Raw genomic sequence first — 19,842 nt, forward strand, 5'->3', positions numbered from 1 at the left:
TAAGGCTTCGGTTTGTCGTGTAGTTTGTACAACTCAAGGAGGAAGTTGATTAAAACTTATATACACCACTGGATCTGGATAACCGAATTTGCTTGGAATATTCAATGATCAACATTAGGAAATAATATAGCCTTTATATAAAATCAGACCGCAGATGTGTATCTCTAATTCTCGTAAAGCTATTAAAAGTAAACGAAAGGCAGTGAAATACAATATATACCACCAATAGATTGTGTTACCTTATACGCACCGGGCTCGTCAGCGAAAGTGAGCGTGGCCAGCATTAATTATCGCAGTAAGCCCCATTACAAACAGGAAGGAGGGATATTCGAAGATTTCCGGCCGGGATCTACAGTACATGAACTTGGAACAAGTACGTTGTTTTCAAGATCGCTGAGTATGTAACCACTTATCCCAGAATAGTTAGCCCGGTCTATTTACGCAGAGTCAACGAAAGAAGGGCGCTTTGCCCGACAACACTTGGGACCACCATTTGTATAAGGGGGAAAATTGATGAAACGAAGGCTAGTGGCAATTATGATTATTGCAATCATGATGTTGACGAGCATCCCAATCTCGGCTAATGCGGGCACTGCGGCAGGGATCGACGTGTCCGTGACTGCGGATAAATCAACCGTGGAACCGGGCGATACGGTAACCTATACGGTCACCGCCTCCAATAACGGCAGCAAAGGTACCTACAACAATATAAGCATTGTCGCGGGAGAGCATACCTGGGACATCAAACAGATCAAGAAAGACAAGTATCAAACCTTTACTTTTATTGCCACCTATAACGAGCCGGGAGAATACACGCTTATAGGCAAAGCGAAGGACAAAAAAGGCGGCCTGATCTCCCAGTCCGGACCACTGACCATTATAGTGGCGAATGCAGTCACTGACGACGGATGGATCACCATAGGCGACACGGAGGTCGTCGGCGTGGAAAAATCCTGGCTGGGCACAAAAGGTGAGGATACAACACCCGGCAACCCGTATCTGCTGTTCCGCGGTTACGACTCTTATAAGGACTTCACGACGTTTGAGCAGATCAGCGCAGCGAGTCCGTCCGGTTTCTGGCCCATACTTAGCCAAGCGGACAAGCTGATCCCGAACGGCAATACCGACAAGGTCTGGAGATCGGGAGCAGGAGGAGCATGGGACACGAACAGAGTCCTTGAGATTGAGCTTAAACAGCGACATGATCTCGAGGAGATATGGTTCTTTGACGGCGGAGAGTACCGCCCCTCGGCTTATTGGAACTTTACGGATCCGGACAACCCTGTTCCCGACGTCCCGAACGATCCTCAAGGCGTGGGCAGCAAGTGGGAGGTCATCGGCGGGTCTATCAATGTGTACGGTTATCTGGAAGACGCGGAGAGGTACGAGCTCCTGTTCTCCTATGATATGAACAACGATGACAGCTGGGTGCAGGTAGACCTCAGCGATCTCAGCAATTTCGCCAACCATACCAACCTAACCTACGAGGAAATTAAGAGAGTCTCGAAAATCAAAATCGAAAAGGTGAGCGAGGATAAATACCACTGGTGGGAAGGCGCTGACGTATACAGAAACTTCGACACCGACGTGAATCTTTCGAGCTTTGTCATGGTCGGCAAGCCAATCACCCGCAGCAAGGTGGCGGCGGTGCAGAGGTCTTGGCTGGGCAACGACGGCAAGGCTGAGGGCGACGGATCACCTTACCTGCTGTTCGACGGATACGAGAAATACAAGGACTTCACGACATTTGAGCAGATCAGCGCAGAGAGTCCAGCTGGCTACAAGCCCGTGCTCAGCGACGAAGAGAAAGCGCTTCCAACTAACGACAGCGTATGGAGAACGGGCGAGGGCGGCAGCAACAAGCTAGAGATCGCACTCAATCAGAAGCATACGCTTCAGGAGATGTGGTTCTTTGACGGCGCGGAGTACGGCGCCACATCAGACGCCATAGCGGACCAGCCGAGCGAGTGGCAGGTCGCCGGGGGTTCTGTCAAGGTGTCCGCCTATGTGGATGACCATTATGTGGAGCTGTTCACCTATGCGATGAACAACGACGACAGCTGGGTCCGAATGGACCTCGCCAACCCCGCCAGCTTCGGCGGCGGCTACAACTACAATGATATAAAGAACGCCACGAAACTCAAAATCGAAAAGCTGAGCGGCGGTACGTACAAATACGTTAACTTCGCGGACGATATCATTACGGTCGACCGCGACGTCAACCTTTCCGAGTTCGTTATTCTCGGCCTGCCGCTTGAGCCGCTGATCGCGGATACCGGGAAGAGGGAAATAGTCCCAGTAGACTGGGAAAAAGAACCTCAGACAGTGCCCGATTTTAATATTGACTTCGGTACGTCTGTCGGCACCAACAGCTTCTTTAATGACCCCGACCTTGGTGGCAACGTCGTCCCGGTCAGCGGAACGACAAGAGAATACCACACTTGGGCTTGGACGGAATACATGGTCGGAAACGACTTAGGCGCCGGCGACAACGATCCGCGTTTGATCGACGATCCGGAGAAGCCGCTGGTGGCGTTTGTCAACACCTGGGGAGCTTTTGACGCTTTCTACAGAAACATGAAGGCCGCCGGCGCTTTGGTATATCTGTGCCTGCAGAATCTGCATGTGGGAGACGCCGATAGAACGGATCCCGCGTACAACATGCCCAATTATCAGGGCGATGGGGACGTAGAAAATCCCAATTCCTATCTGGGCCACGCCATGAGCTTATGGCAGCATGTGGCTAGATATGGAAGTGCTAAGAGCACGGAGGAAGGTGGCACCATCGATCCGGATCTGGTGCACGTCGCCCCCGGCACCTCCAAGGAAATCGGGTTAAACCTGATCGAGACTTATGAGAACGGCAATGAATTAAACCTTAAGGGCGTGAGCGGCTATGAGTTCGCGGCCATGACCAGCGCGGACTACGACGGCCACATGAACTCTATGAAGGCGTGGATACACGATACGGATATTGATGTTAAATCCCGGAGCGGGAATTACATCTACACTGAGGAAGCCACCGGCAAGCCTTACTCCGGCGTGGGCATCAAGAATGCCGACCCGAACGCCAAGCTGTCCATAGCAGGCGTAGGCGGCCTCGACCTCAAGTTCTTGGAAGAGATGACAGAGTGGTTCCTGACCTACAGAACCGCGGACGATTACCTGGATATCAACTATTTCTCCGAGGGGAGTTCGTACTTCAGGAAACACGATACCGAGAAGAATAAAGCCTACACCAGAGAGCAAGCCCTGTTGGGAGAGGAAAATCCCGAGGAACCGGCAAACTTCCTATACAGGTTCGAGCAGTTCCCGGTAGACGTACTGAACGTCCACCACTACACCCCTGACTCCAAAGACGTCGCGAACGGCAGGGCGATCGGCGGTGTGGCGCCGGAGGAAGACCAGTGGACCAACCAGACGTGGAACCAAGACGTTCCTCTTGAGTACGGCATGAAATGGGTCATGAATCTTCGTGCTTTGTATTATCCTAACGCCGAGGTGTGGCTTTCCGAGCTGGGCTGGGACAGCGCTCAAGGAACGGCGACCACCGCCAAAGCGAATCAATCTTATTATCCCGGCGTCAATGCCGAACTCGAATTGAATCCGGATCTTTATCCGAGCTTCCCAGGCAGGAACAATCCGGAAACCTTGCAAAACGTAGTCGGCGGTTTTGAGATTCAAGGCCGCTGGATGGTTAGGGAATTCCTGCTCCTGTCGTCTTGGGGCGTGGATCGTGCCCAGCAGTTCATGCTGCGCGGTTCAGGAACGGGTACCGCCGGTAAATTCAATACCAGCGGGTATCTGGATACTCAAGACGTGCTGGGCGAGGGTCCGAACGCCAAGAAACCCGCATGGTACTATGTAACGGCCATGCGTAACTGGTTAGGTGATATGCGCTTCGAGAAGGAAGTGGAGACCCCCGCCTATACAAAGAAAGTAGAAGAGTGGGATACAGCGGGCAATGCCTTCACCAATAACAATACGACGCCCGAAAACGCGCTGAACGTCCTTCAGTTCGGCTTCGAGGACGAGAACGCCGGGAAAGACGAGGAAGACATGAATAACAGCAAGGGCTACGCGCTCTGGCTGGGCACTTCCAAGGGGGATGTTGACGGCAACTATGTCGATTATGAGCTTGATCTGTCCGAAATACCTCTAGCGGATATCGAGGACGTTACGCTGGTCGAGCTGGTGCGCAATAGTGAGACTGGTTCCACTACTTCCATCAAGTCTCAGCTATCTGACGGAAAGTTGACCGTAAGAGTCACCGAAAAGCCGGTGTTCGTCATGGTGAACACGGGTGATAATCCGGAGCCTTCGGCGCACAACGTTTCGATCGGTCAGATGGCAAACGGAAACATCACATCTAACAAAGCTCAGGCGATAGAGGGCGAGCTGGTCACCCTCACTGTTGCTCCGAACCCCGAATACCAGCTGCAGCTTGGCTCGCTCAAGGTCAACGGCAGTGCAGCTGGCCTGACCAGTCTCGGCAATAATAATTACCTGTTCGCCATGCCAGGCGAGGACGTCACCGTGACGGTTTCGTTCGTCGAGATAGAGGCCAACGATGAATACGCTGTCTTGTATGACGAGAACTTCGACGCCAGAGTCAATGTCGGCGGAGGAGCATGGGCCGGCGACAGAGCAGCGATTGTCGTCCGTCCACTAGGTGACGAAGGCGACAAGGCGGTTGAAATTACGCAGGGCGCCGGCAATAACCTGTATCAACTCCCCGGGATCTCTTTTGAATCTGGCGTCAACTATACCCTTGAGTATGACTTTAGGGGTGACGGCGGAATCGACGGAACCAGTTTTTATTTGAACGACAGCCAAAGGCTATTCGACGGCGATGCCCCGGTGGACGGCATGATGAATGTACGTTCGGCTAGCACCTGGAGCGCGAAGACTTATACCCAGAACGAGTGGCACCATTTCAAATTGCAGTTCAGACATGACGGCGTGAAATGGTCGTTCACGCTCTACATCGACAATATCCTTATGGCTAACGGACCCGTCGCTAGTGCTACCGCTACCGGGAGCCAAACGGTGAAATTGAAGAACGGCTACCTTAGCGATGAAGGCGGTAAAGCGTACTATGACAACTTCTTCCTCTACCGGGGTCAAGAAGAGGTCGTGAAGACGCCGCACAGCATCACGGTACCAGGTGAGATCGCCGGAGGTTCGGTCACCGCGGGCAAGGCAACGGCTACCGAAGGCGAAACGTTCACCATGACCATCGCCCCGGACGACGGCTATACGCTGTCTTGGCTCAAGATTAACGGCGTGGAGCAGACGATAGCCAGCGGCAGCCACGTACTCCTCATGCCCGATGAGGACGTCGTCGTAACGGCCGCGTTCGAGGAGCTTGAAGTTCAATACGCAATCCTGTATGAAGAAAACTATGATTCGCGTAACGCCCCTGGTGAGGTTGTCGGATGGGCCGGCACAGGCAGCGCGATTGTCGCCGCTCCGGGCGGGGCGGGGGGCAAGGCGCTAGAGATCACTCAAACCGACGGCAACAGCTTGTATCAATTTCCCGCGATCACGTTTGAGCCCGGGATCGATTACACCTTGGAATATGACTTTATGGGCAGCGGCACGAGCACCGGGAACGCTCTCTATCTCGGATGGAGCGAGAGATTCTATGACAGCGACGGCGGCAGCGATTTAAGCAAGTTGCAACTGCGCATGTGGCAGAGCTGGATCGCAAAGTCGTATACGAAAGACGTGTGGCACCATTTCAAAGCGGAGTTCAAGCACAACGGCGCGAAGTGGAGAGTAAAACTCTTCCTGGATGGCGTGCTCGTAGACGATAACGAGGTAAACGGCGCGGTTTCTCTCAATCAGCAGCTGATGTTGAAAGTCGGCGGGGCCGGCGGTAAAAACTACTTTGACAACGTCGAGCTCTACCAAGGCCATAAGTCGGGTGTCGAGTACACGGTCACGGTACCCGGTGTGATTACCGGAGGCTCGGTCACTGCGGACAAGGAAACCTCGGCCGAGGGCGATACCGTCACGCTGACCATAGCGCCGGAGGCTGGCTTCAGACTTAAAACACTTACAGCCACGCAAGGCGGATATGGCATGGAAGTCGCGTTACCGCCTGCAGGCAGCAACAAATTCACATTATTAATGCCAGCCGGAAATGTAACCGTAACAGCTGCTTTTGAGAGTGCTAACACTGCTCTGCTTGTGGAAAATTTTGACGCGTACAGCGCTCCTGGCGAGGTTGCCGGATGGGCCGGCACCGGCAGCGCGATTGTCCCTGCTCCGGGCGGAGTGGGCGGCAAAGCGCTTGAGATTACTCAAACTGACGCCAATAGTATGTATCAATTCCCCGCGATTACGCTGGAACCGAATGTTAGCTACACCCTGGAATATGACTTTATGGGCAGCGGCGTAACCACCGGAAACGCTCTCTATCTCGGTTGGAGCGCGAGGTTCTATGACAGCGACGGCCCGGCGCAGGGCAGTGATTTGAATCTGCGTTCGTGGAACACTTGGGGCAATAAGTACTATACCAAAGATGCGTGGCATCATTTCAAAGTGGAGTTTACCCACAACGGCACGAAATGGAACTTTACGCTCTATCTGGACAACGTCTCTGTAGCTGCCGGTCTCTGCGATGCGTATGTTACCGGAAGTGTACAGCTGATGTTAAAGGTCGGCGCGACTGCCGCCGGCGGCAAAGGGTACTTTGACAACATCGTGTTCTACTAAGGCGAAACTTCAAGTCAGACAAGACCGTAAAGGTTAACATTCACCTGAATAAATAATGCGGGCTTGCGTTCATCGGGAGGTTTCGTCCCGCGAATACGCAAGCCCGTGTTACGTTTCATTCGGTTGCATCGCGTTCATTCTCGATGTCGAACCATCTAGTACCCGTAAAGAGGTTATGAAAAGACAGCGATTCTATAAATATTACTATAAGGTTCGGTTGTTCAGTGGTTTTATAATAGTTACATACGGCAAAGCCAGTGTAACTTGCAGTTAGGGAAGGAAGGCTGGAATGCCATGTTATTGAAACAATAGGTTAGCCGGGAGGTAGAAGCAAGATGGAGCATCAGTTGCACCACGGCTTGGAGCGAGATTTAAGTTGGGCGGATGAGGCTTGGAGCCAGGCGGAAGCAAAAATCGGCCGGAGTGCCCGAACGATTGGAGCCGCCTTTCCGAACGGGACGACACACGGACGTTACGTCAGGGGGCCGGTGCACGACTGGGTCGCCGGCTTCTGGCCGGGGTTGCTGTGGCTTATGTACCGCGAGAACGGAGATGAGGAGCTGCGACGCGTCGCCGAACTGTGCGAGCGGCAGCTCGCGGAGACGCTGCAGACCTACGACTTGCTGCATCATGACGTCGGCTTCATGTTCAGCTTGAGCAGCGTTGCCCAGCATAAAATAGCCGAAGCGTCAGGACGCGGGGGAGATGAGGACGCCAAGCGGCATGCGCTCATCGCGGCTAACCTTCTTGCCGGACGGTACAATCCGCAGGGCGAGTTCATCCGCGCCTGGCCGAATTGGGACGAAGAGGATCATACCGGCTGGGCGATCATTGATTGTCTGATGAATTTGCCGCTGCTGCACTGGGCCGGAGGCGAGATCAAGGATCCGCGGTACAAGCACATCGCGATCCGGCATGCCGATTCCGTTCTGCGCGACTTTATTCGTTCAGACGATTCGGTCTGCCATATTGTCCGCTACGATCCGGAGACCGGGGCGCCGATCGAGTCGCTGGCCGGGCAAGGCTACGCGGCGGATTCCGCTTGGGCGCGCGGAGCTTCCTGGGCGCTATACGGCTTCGCGCTCAGCTATCGGTACACGGGCGAAGCCCGGTATCGTGAGGCCGCGCTGCGGGTTGCTCGGTTCTTTGTCTCACGGTTGCCGGAAGACGCCGTCCCGTACTGGGACTTCTTCCTGCCGGAAGCAGGTCAGGAGTCGATGCCGAGAGATTCATCCGCGGCGGCGATCGCGGCGTCCGGTCTGTTGGAACTGGCCGAGCTGCTGAAAGCGGACGGAGGAATGGGAATCGAAGACGCCGATTGGTGCCAGACATCAGCCGAGCGGATCGTCCAGTCGCTGTGCAACCGCTATGCGGAATGGGGCGACGAGCATGAAGGCCTACTGAGGCATGCAACCGGTTACTACTCGCGAGGTGTTTATGTCGATGAATCTCTAATATATGGCGATTATTTCTTCGTAGAAGCGCTTGCGAAGCTGCGGGGACATAAGGAGTTATTCTGGTAAGCGACGATATGGGAGAGTGCGCAAGGAAGAAACCGAGAGGATGAGAGAGATGGGGCTGAGAGATCCAATGCTGCGTAATTGCACGATCGAAGTGAGTGCGGGAGGTTCACTAAGCGACTATCCTGGCTTTACGTCGATGGCCATTCAGTTGGCTGTAGATGAAGCGACCAGCCAGGGCGGAGGCATCGTGCGGTTGGATCAAGGCGTTTATGACGTGTACGGACCTATTCGCCTGACGGATCGGGTCACGCTGGCCGGGGCCGGTCCAGAGACGATTCTGCGTAAGACGGACGGTTTCAAGAGCCCTTTCGTCGTCGACGCCGACTATGGGGAGTTGCGCGTGGAAGTGTCGGATGCCAGCGGCTTCCGCGCCGGAATGGGACTACAAATTTTCGACGAGTCGCAGAAATGGGGCTGGGACGAGAGCACGGCAATCATTACAGCAGCGGAAGGTAATGTGCTGCGCTTCGATCGGCATCTTGAGCGCGATTACCGTGCGGACGACGGTGGCATGGCGACAAACGCCTGCTCGATCATCGAAGCGGTGGACGTCGAGCAGGTCCGCGTGCGTGACCTTGCGATCGATGGCAACAAGACGGCCAACGAGCCGATCGGAGGCTGCCGAGCAGGCGGGATCTATCTGAAGAAGGCGCGCGACTGCATGATCGAGCGCGTCTTCGTGAGCGACTTCAATGGCGATGGAATTAGTTGGCAGATTACCGAGAATATCTCGGTGCTGCACTGCGACGTACGCGGCTGCACAGGATCGGGGCTGCATCCCGGCGCCGGCTCGCATTCCTCGCGCGTCAAGGATAATACTTGCATGGACAACGGCACGGCGGGGCTGTTCATCTGCTGGCGCGTCCAGTTCGGCGAGTTCGAGCGCAACGTGCTGGAACATAACGCCGTGTCGGGCATCTCTATCGGACATAAGGACTCCGATAACCGGTTCGCCGACAACGTCATTCGCGGCAACGGGAATGGCGGCGTCTATTTTCGCCCGGAGAACGCGTCCAACGGGGCGAACCGCAACAAGTGGCTCCGCAACGTGATCGAGGACAACGACGGATTCGGATTTCTCGTGAATGCCGGTTCCGTCGACAATGAACTGAAGGATAATCTTATCCGCGATACGGGAACAGGCCGGCAGGCGGGGGACGTTTGGCTGGCGGATGGCGCAGATCGCTTCCTGGCGTATCGAGAATAGGCTTGAGAGACCGTGCGAAGGAGTCATTGGAACATGGCAAATAGAAGAATCGAATCTACCATCTCGTATGTGGAGCGGATGCTTGAAGGCACCGATTACCGCAGCATTGCATCTTTGGATGAAAATTGGCGCTTCCACGCGGGAGACGTTCCGGGCGCGCAAGCAGCCGGCTATGACGACTCGGCTTGGCGAATGGTGCAGCTTCCGCACGATGATTCGGCGGAATCGAATTTCGACGCCGCTTATCCGGCGAACGGGTACGTTCGCTCGGGCGTCTTGTGGTACCGATTGCCGTTTGCTTCTCCGCAACAGCATGCCGGCGGAAAACGTTACCTGATGTTCGACGGAGCTGCGATGAACGCCGAGGTGTGGGTGAACGGTCACTGCCTCGGAACCCATCCCTATGCATTTACGCCATTCTGGCATGATCTTACGCCTTATCTTCGTCCCGCGGGGGAGCAGAATGTCCTTGCGGTCAAACTGGATGCTTCTCTGCAGCCGTTCGGCAGATCCTATCTAGGAAACGGGCTGTTCCGCCGCGTGCAGTTGATCGTCACTGCGCCTTTGCACATTGACGTATGGGGCGTGGTCGCTAGAACGGAATCCATCGACTCAGAAGGCGCCTCAATCTCAGTCGCAACGAACATCTCCGTAGGGCGTTATCCCGAGACGAAGTGGAACGCGTTCGTCTGGCAAGGGAAGGGAATGAAGGACAATAACGAAATCAGCAAAAACGGCCGACTGCGAACGGCGATCCTTGATCCGGAAGGTCGCGAGGTGGCCGTAGCCGAGGCGGAGACGAACGTGCCGCAGTTCGGCAAACATCGGTTCGAGCAGCGGCTGCGCGTGCCCAAACCCGAACTTTGGAGTCCGGACCAGCCGAACCTGTACCGGGTCCGCTCCGTGCTGTTCGTCGAGGACGAGCCGGCGGACGACGTGATAACCCCGCTCGGCATTCGTACGTTATCGTTTTCCGCCGAGGGCTTCGAACTGAACGGAATGGAGACGATAATCAAAGGCGTCTGCTTGCACCAGGATGCAGCGATTTTCGGCGGCGCGGTTCAGACGCGTACTTGGGCGAGCAGGCTGTCCATGCTGAAGGAAGCCGGATGTAACGCAGTTCGCACGTCGCATCACCCGTTCCCGGCGGAATTTTATCATACATGCGATTTTCTCGGAATGATGGTCATGGATGAAGCGTTCGACGAATGGCGGTTAGGCTGGGACCGCGGCTATTCGGACTCGCCGTACGGCAAGAACACGTACGGGTATTCACTCTACTTCGACCAATGGTACGAGACCGACCTTCGTGCGATGGTTAAGCGAGACCGCAACCATCCGAGCGTAATCATGTGGAGCGTGGGCAACGAGATTCCGGATCTCTATTTCGACGAAGGAATCCCCATCTTGCGCAGATTGGTCGAGATTTGCAAGGAGGAGGACGACACCCGGCCCGTTACCGTATGCGCGGAAGGCAATCATCTGCTGAGCTTGCGAGAAGGGATCATGGATTTGGTGGACGTACCGGGATATAACTATGTCGCCAGCCGTGAAGGAGATGCTTACTACGAACGCCTTCACGCCGAGCGTCCGGACCTGGCGCTGCTCGGTTCAGAGACTGAATTCGAGCCGGAGCACTGGAAGCGCATTATGCAGCATCGCTACGTCATCGGTCAGTTCTTGTGGGTCGGCATCGATTATTTGGGAGAAGGCGCCGACGTGCTCGGCGAAGACTCCGCTTTGGGCAATACGTTCGATATCTCGGCACTCGCAGGAGGTCGCCGCGGCTGGGCGTTCGGGCTTATCGATTCGGTTGGCTCGGCGCGAGGAGAGTACCATTACCGCCGAAGCATTTGGAGCGATGAGCCGTTCGTTCGGCTTGCCGTCAAGCAACCCGTTCCCGCAACCGGTGAAGCGTTAGCCTACATGAATGCGCAGTGTCATTGGAACTGGAACGAAGGCGAGCGCAAGACGGTATATGTCTTCACCAACTGCGACGAGGCGGAACTGTTCCTGAACGGACGCTCGCTCGGGGTATTGGCGAAGGATAAGGAAGGTTACCGCGCGATTGAGCTGGAAGTCGATTATGTTCCCGGAACACTCGTTGCAGTCGGTCTGAGCGAAGGGCAGCGCATATGCGAGGACCGACTGGTCACAGCAGGAGGCGCGGTATCACTGGAACTGAGCTGCGACGCCGAACGATTGACCCCGGACGGAAAGGACTTCGCGGAGCTGCGTATCCTTGTCGTCGACAAGGAAGGGCACCTAGTGCCTGACGCCGCACATTCGATTTCCGTCACGGTACAAGGCAGCGGCAACCTGCTCGGCATTTACTCGGCGGACGCGACGAGCAGCGAGAGCTACCGTTCCGCGAGCTGCCGTGCCTACCGCGGAATCGCCGCCGCCGTCGTGCAGGCGGGGCGGGAGCCGGGAGCGATTGTCATTGAGGCATCGGCACCGGGGCTCTCTGCCGCGAGCTGGACGTTGCCTTGCGTCAAGCCGGATTAGACTGCGTGCATGCCGTGAACCGCATAGCAAGGAGAGAGGCACCCGCTCGGGTGCCTTTCTCCAATACGCGATATGAAATGGGAGGATAAGGTGAAACAATTACCGGATGTTCAAATCGCTGCAGAGCAGATGTTGTTTGGTTGGAAAACCGATATAGACCAGGCCGTACTTGAACGGGACGGTCGCATTGTGTGGCAAGGAAGTCTTCTCCCTTCTTTTGAGTTGGCGGATGAAAACGGATTGACTATTTATACGGATGCAATTGCCTCGAATGTGTCTGCGCTTTCGGATTCTCGTTATGAGATCGCACTTGAATTCGGAGAGTTCGGAAGAGGCTCCCTTCAGGTCATTACCGAAGCATGGGGAATCCGTTTTGCCGGCCTGGAAGCGGCATGGCATCAGCCGACTTCTATCGTAGCACTCTATTTTGGAACTAAACGAATGACGGACATGCAACGCAGGGCCGCGCCATCGTTGACTAAGCCATTCTGGCCGAACTGGAAGGCGGAAGGGTACTGTCTGCCGTGCGCAGGTACGAATCCGACGCGGAGCTTTTGGCGTTTTTTTGATATGGGCGATGCCCTGCTGCCTCTGGGCAGCTTTGGCGATGCGATGGGTACGTCTTATGCGGCTGCTTACCCGAGGCCGCTATATGCTGCGGCAATGGGAGGCGGTGACGGATGGATGTCGTTCGGACCCGGAGAGATCCCTGATGCGGCACTATCGTTACAGTTAAAGTCCGCCACCGCTTGTATGCAGTATTTATACAGAGAGGATTTGTGGGAAACACCTGACCTGCACAATCGAAGATGGAGCGAACCGCTCAGACTTACCTGGGGTGTGAATGGATTCGATGCCTACGACCGGCTATATCAAACCTTTCCGGTCAACGGCCCTAAATCGCCCGTTCATGCCAAATCGTTTGTATGCACATGGGGCGATTTTAAGGAAGGGCAGTTTAATCTGAGGGCCATTACAGAACGAATTTCTGGGTCGGCTCCTGCCGATATGATCGTACTCGACGAATATTGGGAGACTTGCGACAGCAGCGGAATTCCGGACTATAACCGGTTTCCGGAGTTTGATCGAGATATTGCACACATGCAGGCAGAAGGCTTCGAAATTGCAGTATGGCAGTCTATCGGCTGGATTGACCAGCCTGAGGCGTTCGGTCTGACCGATAGGGATTTGCTCTGCGGAGCGGACGGGAAGCCGAGGCTCTGGCGCTGGTCAGGCGATCCGATATACGGCCAGTCTTATCATTATTGCTTGGATCCCAGCTCGGAGCGGACCAGGTCGTTTCTATCGGAACGGACCAGGTCGATCGTGAGCCGGTTGAATCCCGTAGCGTTGAAGTTGGACTTCGGCTATGGCTTGCCGGGACCGGACGTAAGCGTGCCGCGTCGACCGGAATTCCGGGGAGAACGACTTTGCACGGAACTGCTCAAGATCATCACGGACGCGGCTAAGGAAGCAAAGCCGGATATCACGATTATTTATTATGGGCTGCATCCGCTGCTTCACGATTATTTCGACGTGATCAATATCGATGATCTGGGAGATGCCGGAGACAGCGCTGAATACGAGGCTCTCGGGCACAATCAGCGCTGCATGTGGTCGGCACTCGCGGCGCGCCGCGGCATGTTGATCAATACGTCGACAGGCTATTATTGGGACACGTTGGAGCGGATTTTGCTCAACACAGCCGTTGTCGGCACCAACGGTTTGACGCTCGGAGCTACCGATCGTACCGGCAAGGCGATGACCGTCTCGCAGCGGCTTCGCTGGCGTGCGCTCGACAAGTGGCGCAGGCGCGGAAGCGGATGGACGCCATTATGGCTAGACGCCGATTTCGGAGATGTGAGCCGCGAGCCGGTCATCAGGTCATGGGGACGGATGGAGTCGCATACGGGGCGAGATAGGATAACTGCTCTCGCATTACAACATCAGTCAGGAGACGACAAGACTTTTCCGCAAGTGTCTGGAATCCGATTCACGGGAGACTGGGCGCTTATCGCTCAAGACGATGAGGATATCTTACATTGCTCTAAGCTGGCCTGTATCCCATTTGCGCCTGGTACGCTTACCATAGAGGGACCTTTCGAAGCCGTTATTGAATTTCGTCATACCGATAAGGGCGATGAGGGAGAAACGACAAAGGTTTTGACTTCCGATCCTATCGGAAAAGTGACACTATGCATATGCGATGATGACCTGAATGAGATCGTCGGCGTTCTGTTAATAAGAAAACAAATGTCATAATCGGTAGGGGCTGACCAATGGGCAGCCCCTTTGTCATGTAAGAAAATGGAGATTTATAGGTCGTATTCCTGTCGAAAGCGCTTTATAATTAGGAGGCAGGATTACGATTGTTCGACTTCGGAGAGGAGAAACCGGTGATGGATGAGAATCGCAAGTGGCAAGCCAAATGGAGACGATCGGATAAGGACTCTTCGTGCGGCGAGGACAAGCTGACATTCGCAAGGGTCGGCTCGAAATGAAGATTATCAGGAAACAACAATTGAGAATGACGATATTTCCCAAGTTGATCATTGCTTTCCTGCTAGTGGTCGCTCCGATCTACGGCATCGGTCTTGGAATGAACCAGCTGGGCGAGAAGAGCGTCCGCGAGGAACTGTCGAAATCGCTCAAGTCGAAGGTCGATTTCTACCTGAGCTCTCTCGAGGTCGAAAATGAGCGGATGATAGGGCTGCTGCAGCAATACGCGCTTGACAAAGATATCCAGCACGCTACATTTATCAGCAGTACGATGACGATCGGCGTATGGACGGAAACGGTGCAGCGCATCCAGGAAAAGCTGCAGCTGATCAAGAACTCGAGCCTCTACATCAAGACCGTAAACGCTCATATTCTGACGCTGAAGCGAACGATATCGAGCGACGAAACGATCAGTGACACGATTAATCCCGATTATGAGGCTGTCGCTACCGTATCCAAACTCCGAGGCGTCGGCAACTACTTCTGGAAGGACAGGCTGTTCATGGCGATCGCCTATCCCGGCTCCGATCTGCCGAATATGAAGGAAACATTCGCGCTCTCGATCGAGATCAACCAGGAGATGATGAAGCAGTCGCTGCATAACTTCTCCGACTACAAGAATGCGGGCGCGATGCTGGTTAATCCGGAGAACGGCTGGATCTTGGGCAACCAATCGGACGAAGAAATCACGAAAGAACTTTCGGATTACTTGAAAAACCTTCCCGAGGGCAGCCCCGACGAAGACTATAAGCAAATCTCGGCGGGAAACAGTTCTTATTTTGTCGCCTATAAGCGCTCGACTACGTTCGGCTACTACTTAGTCGCCTACGTACCGGCGGCCGAAATGCTCGGACCGATCGACAAATACCGAATGCTGCTATTGCTGCTGTCGTTCGTCTCGTTAGTCTTTATCGTCGCTTACTCTTACTGGTTATATCAGCTCATTCGCAAGCCTCTGCATCGGATGATCACCGGATTCCGTAAGGTGGAGGCGGGGATGTTGGAGCCGATCCCGCTGCCGAAGACACGCGATGAGTTCCTCTACTTGTTCCAAAGGTTCAATATGATGACGGACAATTTGAAGGTGCTGATTCATGAAGTGTACGAGCAGAAGCTGCGCGCCCAGACATCGGAGCTGAAGCAATTGCAGTCGCAGATCAATCCGCACTTCTTGTACAACACTTATTTTATTCTATACCGCTTGGCGAAGATGAACGATAATGACAGCGTCATCCAGTTCAGCCAGCACCTCGGCGAATACTTTCAGTATATTACTCGCAACGGCTCCGATGATGTGCCGCTCGAAGCGGAAATTAAACACTCTCGCACCTATGTGGAAATTCAGAATATTCGCTTCGCCAAGAGCCGCATTGCCGTTGAATTCGGTGAACTGCCCGCAGGTTGCGGCGAGATGCGCGTACCGCGGCTCATCCTGCAGCCATTCATCGAGAATGCGTACCAATACGGGCTCGAAACCAAACGCAGGGACGGCAGAATCGCCGTGACGATGATCGAACAGGATGGTAAATTACTCATGTCGGTCGAGGATAACGGAGAGAAGCTGACGAACGCCGACCTACAGTCGATCGAAGCGAATCTAGTAAATCAGGGAGCGGATATGGAGTACACCGGCATGCTGAACGTTCACCGACGCTTGATCATACGGTTCGGCAGCGAGTACGGCGTTTCCGTCGCCCGCGGCGAAATGGGCGGCATGAAAGCGACGCTGAGGCTGCCGATGCCCCAGTCCTTGGGCAAAGCCACAGAACCCTTAGAAACGAATGACGAGAGAGGAGAGTGACAGCATGTACCGTCTGTTGATCGTAGACGATGAACCGATCATCGTCGAAGGTTTAAGTGAGTTAATCTTGCAGTCGGAGTATCCTTTGGAGGTCTATCAGGCTTTCGATGGCATGGAAGCGATTGCAATCGCGAGGAAGCTGCGCATCGACATTCTTCTGACGGATATCGAAATGCCGGAGATGAACGGCATCGAGCTGCAGAAGGAGGTGCTGCGTCTCTGGCCGCGCTGCAAGTCGATTTTTCTGACCGGCTATAACGAGTTCGACTACATCCAGTCATCGATTCGCGGGGGAGCGATCGATTACGTCCTGAAGACGGAAGGAGACGATCCCATCATCTCCTCGGTCGAGAAGGCCATTCGCGTCATTGCCGAGGAAGTAACCTACGAAGGGCTGATCGAGAGCGCTCGTTCGTCGCTTAAGCTGGCCCTGCCGGCGCTGCGCAAGGAGTATTTGACCGGTTTGCTTGAAGGGGAAGCCTCGTCGTTCGGCGTACGGAAAGAGCGTTTCGCGCAGTTCGAAGTGCCGCTCGACCCGGAATTACCGGTCGTCATGGCCGTTGGCCGGATCGACCGATGGCGCGAGGATGCGACGGGGGGCGATAAAGTGCTGTTCGCCTATTCGATCAATAACATCTTCGATGAATTTTTCGCGCATGAATTCGAATTGACGTACTTTAGAGGCGATCACGAACGACTGATCTGGCTGTTGCAGCCGAAGGCGGAGTCGGGGTATCGTCAGGCGATTGTCGGTGAACCCCAGCTGCACGCAGGCTCCGTCGCGGATTCCAATCCGGAAGCTGCCCTACACGCTTACTTGCTTGGGATGCTCGAATCCGTGCAAACGGCTTGCAGTAATTACTTGAAGCTCGCTTGCTCGTTCGTTGTCTCCAGCGAACCGTTCGAATGGGACGCGCTCGCCTCCAAATACGAGCGGCTGTCGCAATTGTTCGGCCGCGGGCTAGGACTCGGCAGCCAGATGTTGCTGTCGGACGACCGGGCGAAGTCAAGCGGAGATGAGGAAGCGCGAAGCAAGGTCAAGCGAATCCGGCTGCTCGACCAATACTTGATGCAGAAGGAACGGGCGAAATTCGAGCAGCTGTTCGACGGGATTTCGGAAGCCGTAAGCGAGTCGGAGACGCTGGAGTCAGGTTTGCCGCTCGAGGTTTTCTACGAGCTCGCGGCGATCTTCATCCCGCATTTGAATCGGTTCGAGGCGCTTGGCGCAGTCGACGGACAGGCTATCTCGGGCAAATTGTTCTCAATCCGAGAGCATCGATCATGGGGAGAAGCTTCCGACTTTTTCCGCGAGCTGGCAGATATGTTGTTTGAACGTATGGATGGCGGAAACGAGCAAGAGACGAGCGAAGTCGTTGATCAGATTCATCGGTACGTGGAGAAGAATATCGATGGTGATCTGACGCTGAACCGTCTGGCCGAGCACGTCTTCTTGACGCCCTTTTACCTCTCCAGATTGTATAAACAGAAGACTGGACATAACATCAGCGACTACACCGCGAGGATTAGAATCGATAAAGCGAAGCGGCTGCTCGGCGAGAGCACGCTTAAGATTCATGAGGTCGGCATGCGGATCGGGTACGATTCGGCATCCTATTTCACCCGTTTTTTCAAAAAAGCAACGTTGCTGACCCCTCAGGAATACCGCGATTCGCTGAAGTAGATATAAAAGGATAAGGAATGTAATCGCTTTATTATATTCTTGGCGTCTTGCTGACTGCATAATAAAAGCGTACCACATATTGATGCAGGATATAGGGGAGGAAAGCAGCTGATGTCGACAAATACGAAAGCGAAAGTAAAAGGCTCGGCAATAATTTCATTACTGCTTATCATGACTGCCGTAACAGCATGCAGCGACAACAACAAAGACAACACAGCTTCTAATGCCAACAGTTCGACTAACACAAGTACAAGTACTAATGCAAGTAAAAATGAAAGCGAAAATGCAAGTGGAAATGCAGACGCAAGCCAAGCAGCAACCACACCGGACGGCCCGACCGGCAAATACAATCCGCCGATCGAAGTCACGACGGTCCGCGCAGTCAATTCGGCCGCAGAATTGCCGCCAGGCGATTCGCTCGACTCCAACATTTGGATCAAGACGTTCCAAGAAGATCTTGGCATTAATCTGAAGAACGTCTGGAAAGTAAATGATGCGCAGTATCAGAACAAGATTGCCGTAACGATGGCATCCGGCGATATGCCGGACTTTATGGAAGTCGACGCACAGCAGTTCCAGATTCTCGTAGAAGCCGGCACTATTGCAGATTTGACCGATGCCTTTAACACATACGCTTCCGATCTGACGAAGGGCTCGATGGAAGCAAACAACAGCGTGAGGCTCAAGGCGGCAACAACGAAGGACGGCAAACTCATGGGTATTCCGTCAGACGGCGGAGATATCACGGATACCCAACTCATCTATATTCGCAAAGACTGGCTGGCCAATGTGGGGCTTGAAGCGCCGAAGACGATGGAAGATGTCATCAATATCGCCTTGGCGTTCACGAAGAACGATCCGGACAAGAACGGCAAGAACGATACGTACGGATTAAGCCTCGACTTAAACTTATTCAATGGTTGGTCCGGTCTTGACGGCTTCTTCAACGGTTACCATGCGTATCCGTTTAATCCGACCAAGGGATCGGCTACGAATCTGAACTTTATGGTAGGCGCGGACGGCAAGGCACAGTGGGCCGACACGCAACCGGAAGTGAAGACCGCTCTCGGTAAGCTGGCCGACCTCTTCAAGCAAGGAGCGATCTATCCGGAATTTAGCGTCATCGACGGCATGAAGTCCGCAGAACTCGTCACATCCGGCAAAGTCGGCATGTCGTTCGGCGCGTTCTGGGTGCCGACATGGCCGATCAATAATATGTACAAAGATCTTGGCGCGGATTGGGGCATCTATCCGCTCGTATCGTCCGACGATAAGCCTGCGCTCTCGCAGAGCATGACCGGATTACCTTCGCACTTCTATGTCGTAAGCAAGAAGGCCGAGCATCCGGAAGCTCCGATCTTGATGTTGAATACGTATATTGAAAAGCTCTACGGACATTTCGACAAAAATTACCACACGGTTACGGTAGGCGACAAAAACTATGGCGTCTTCGGTCTTTCACCGGTCCGCGGAGGCTCACCGGGCAACAATCCGAAGGCAGCTATCGCGGTTCAAGCTGCTAAGCAATCCGGCGACACGTCGGCATTGAACGACGAACAGAAGCAATATTACGATCAGGTGGCCAAATTCGAAGCCGGCGACAAGGACATGTGGGCTGCGAATAAACTTTGGACAACTGACGGGGTTTTCAGCCTCCTGGGCAAGTATAGCGACAATAACCTGGTCTTCCAATCGGCGTATGTAGGCAATCCGACAACGACGATGATCGCCAAAGGTCCTTCGCTTCGCGACGAAGAAGTTAAGATGATCACCTCAATCATCATGGGCTCCAAGCCGCTTGATTACTTCGACGAGTGGGCGGCCAACTGGCTGAAATCAGGCGGTCAGGAGATTCTCGACGAAGTCAACGCAAGCGGTCAGGTTCGATAAGACTTAAGAG

Annotated in this window: 9 protein-coding genes; all 9 read left to right on the forward strand. The window is 54.3% G+C overall.

Annotated elements, in window-relative coordinates:
• The first annotated feature begins 513 nt into the window (after positions 1-513).
• The 9 genes from AC0YNS_RS10160 to AC0YNS_RS10200 all read left to right on the forward strand — a co-directional run bounded on the left by AC0YNS_RS10160 (position 514) and on the right by AC0YNS_RS10200 (position 19,832).
• Positions 514-6,723: an InlB B-repeat-containing protein gene (locus AC0YNS_RS10160; protein ID WP_475780867.1), complete on the forward strand. Its 6,210-nt coding sequence runs from the start codon at positions 514-516 to the stop codon at positions 6,721-6,723.
• A 335-nt stretch (positions 6,724-7,058) separates the two neighbouring features.
• Positions 7,059-8,246 (forward strand): glycoside hydrolase family 88 protein, encoded by a 1,188-nt coding sequence (locus tag AC0YNS_RS10165; protein WP_475780868.1) that lies wholly within the window; start codon positions 7,059-7,061, stop codon positions 8,244-8,246.
• A 49-nt stretch (positions 8,247-8,295) separates the two neighbouring features.
• A complete protein-coding gene (locus AC0YNS_RS10170; protein ID WP_475780869.1) occupies positions 8,296-9,453 on the forward strand; it encodes a right-handed parallel beta-helix repeat-containing protein in 1,158 nt (385 codons plus the stop codon).
• A gap of 33 nt (positions 9,454-9,486) precedes the next feature.
• Positions 9,487-11,961, forward strand: a complete 2,475-nt coding sequence (locus AC0YNS_RS10175; protein WP_475780870.1) for a glycoside hydrolase family 2 TIM barrel-domain containing protein — start codon at positions 9,487-9,489, stop codon at positions 11,959-11,961.
• 90 nt (positions 11,962-12,051) lie between these two features.
• Entirely contained in the window at positions 12,052-14,223 is a 2,172-nt protein-coding gene (locus tag AC0YNS_RS10180) for a hypothetical protein (protein WP_475780871.1), read from the forward strand.
• A gap of 107 nt (positions 14,224-14,330) precedes the next feature.
• Positions 14,331-14,462 carry a hypothetical protein gene (locus AC0YNS_RS10185; RefSeq protein WP_475780872.1) on the forward strand — a complete coding sequence of 44 codons (132 nt, stop codon included), beginning with the start codon at positions 14,331-14,333 and terminating at the stop codon, positions 14,460-14,462.
• Positions 14,459-16,261, forward strand: coding sequence for a sensor histidine kinase (locus tag AC0YNS_RS10190; RefSeq protein ID WP_475780873.1), 1,803 nt, complete (start codon positions 14,459-14,461; stop codon positions 16,259-16,261). The genes AC0YNS_RS10185 and AC0YNS_RS10190 overlap by 4 nt, the downstream gene beginning before the upstream one ends.
• 4 nt (positions 16,262-16,265) lie before the next feature.
• Positions 16,266-17,942: a response regulator gene (locus AC0YNS_RS10195; RefSeq protein WP_475780874.1), complete on the forward strand. Its 1,677-nt coding sequence runs from the start codon at positions 16,266-16,268 to the stop codon at positions 17,940-17,942.
• 111 nt (positions 17,943-18,053) lie between these two features.
• The gene (locus AC0YNS_RS10200) at positions 18,054-19,832 is read left to right on the forward strand and encodes a type 2 periplasmic-binding domain-containing protein (RefSeq protein ID WP_475780875.1); all 1,779 of its coding nucleotides are present in this window, start codon (positions 18,054-18,056) and stop codon (positions 19,830-19,832) included.
• Positions 19,833-19,842: the final 10 nt, after the last annotated feature.

It is taken from the genome of Paenibacillus sp. J22FR21 (genome assembly GCF_056269135.1).

What these genes read in the sequence shown, in the direction of transcription:
- AC0YNS_RS10160 (WP_475780867.1), top strand. Translation starts at nt 514, where the DNA reads ATGAAACGAAGGCTAGTGGCAATTATGATTATTGCAATCATGATGTTG.
- AC0YNS_RS10165 (WP_475780868.1), top strand. Translation starts at nt 7,059, where the DNA reads ATGGAGCATCAGTTGCACCACGGCTTGGAGCGAGATTTAAGTTGGGCG.
- AC0YNS_RS10170 (WP_475780869.1), top strand. Translation starts at nt 8,296, where the DNA reads ATGGGGCTGAGAGATCCAATGCTGCGTAATTGCACGATCGAAGTGAGT.
- AC0YNS_RS10175 (WP_475780870.1), top strand. Translation starts at nt 9,487, where the DNA reads ATGGCAAATAGAAGAATCGAATCTACCATCTCGTATGTGGAGCGGATG.
- AC0YNS_RS10190 (WP_475780873.1), top strand. Translation starts at nt 14,459, where the DNA reads ATGAAGATTATCAGGAAACAACAATTGAGAATGACGATATTTCCCAAG.
- AC0YNS_RS10195 (WP_475780874.1), top strand. Translation starts at nt 16,266, where the DNA reads ATGTACCGTCTGTTGATCGTAGACGATGAACCGATCATCGTCGAAGGT.
- AC0YNS_RS10200 (WP_475780875.1), top strand. Translation starts at nt 18,054, where the DNA reads ATGTCGACAAATACGAAAGCGAAAGTAAAAGGCTCGGCAATAATTTCA.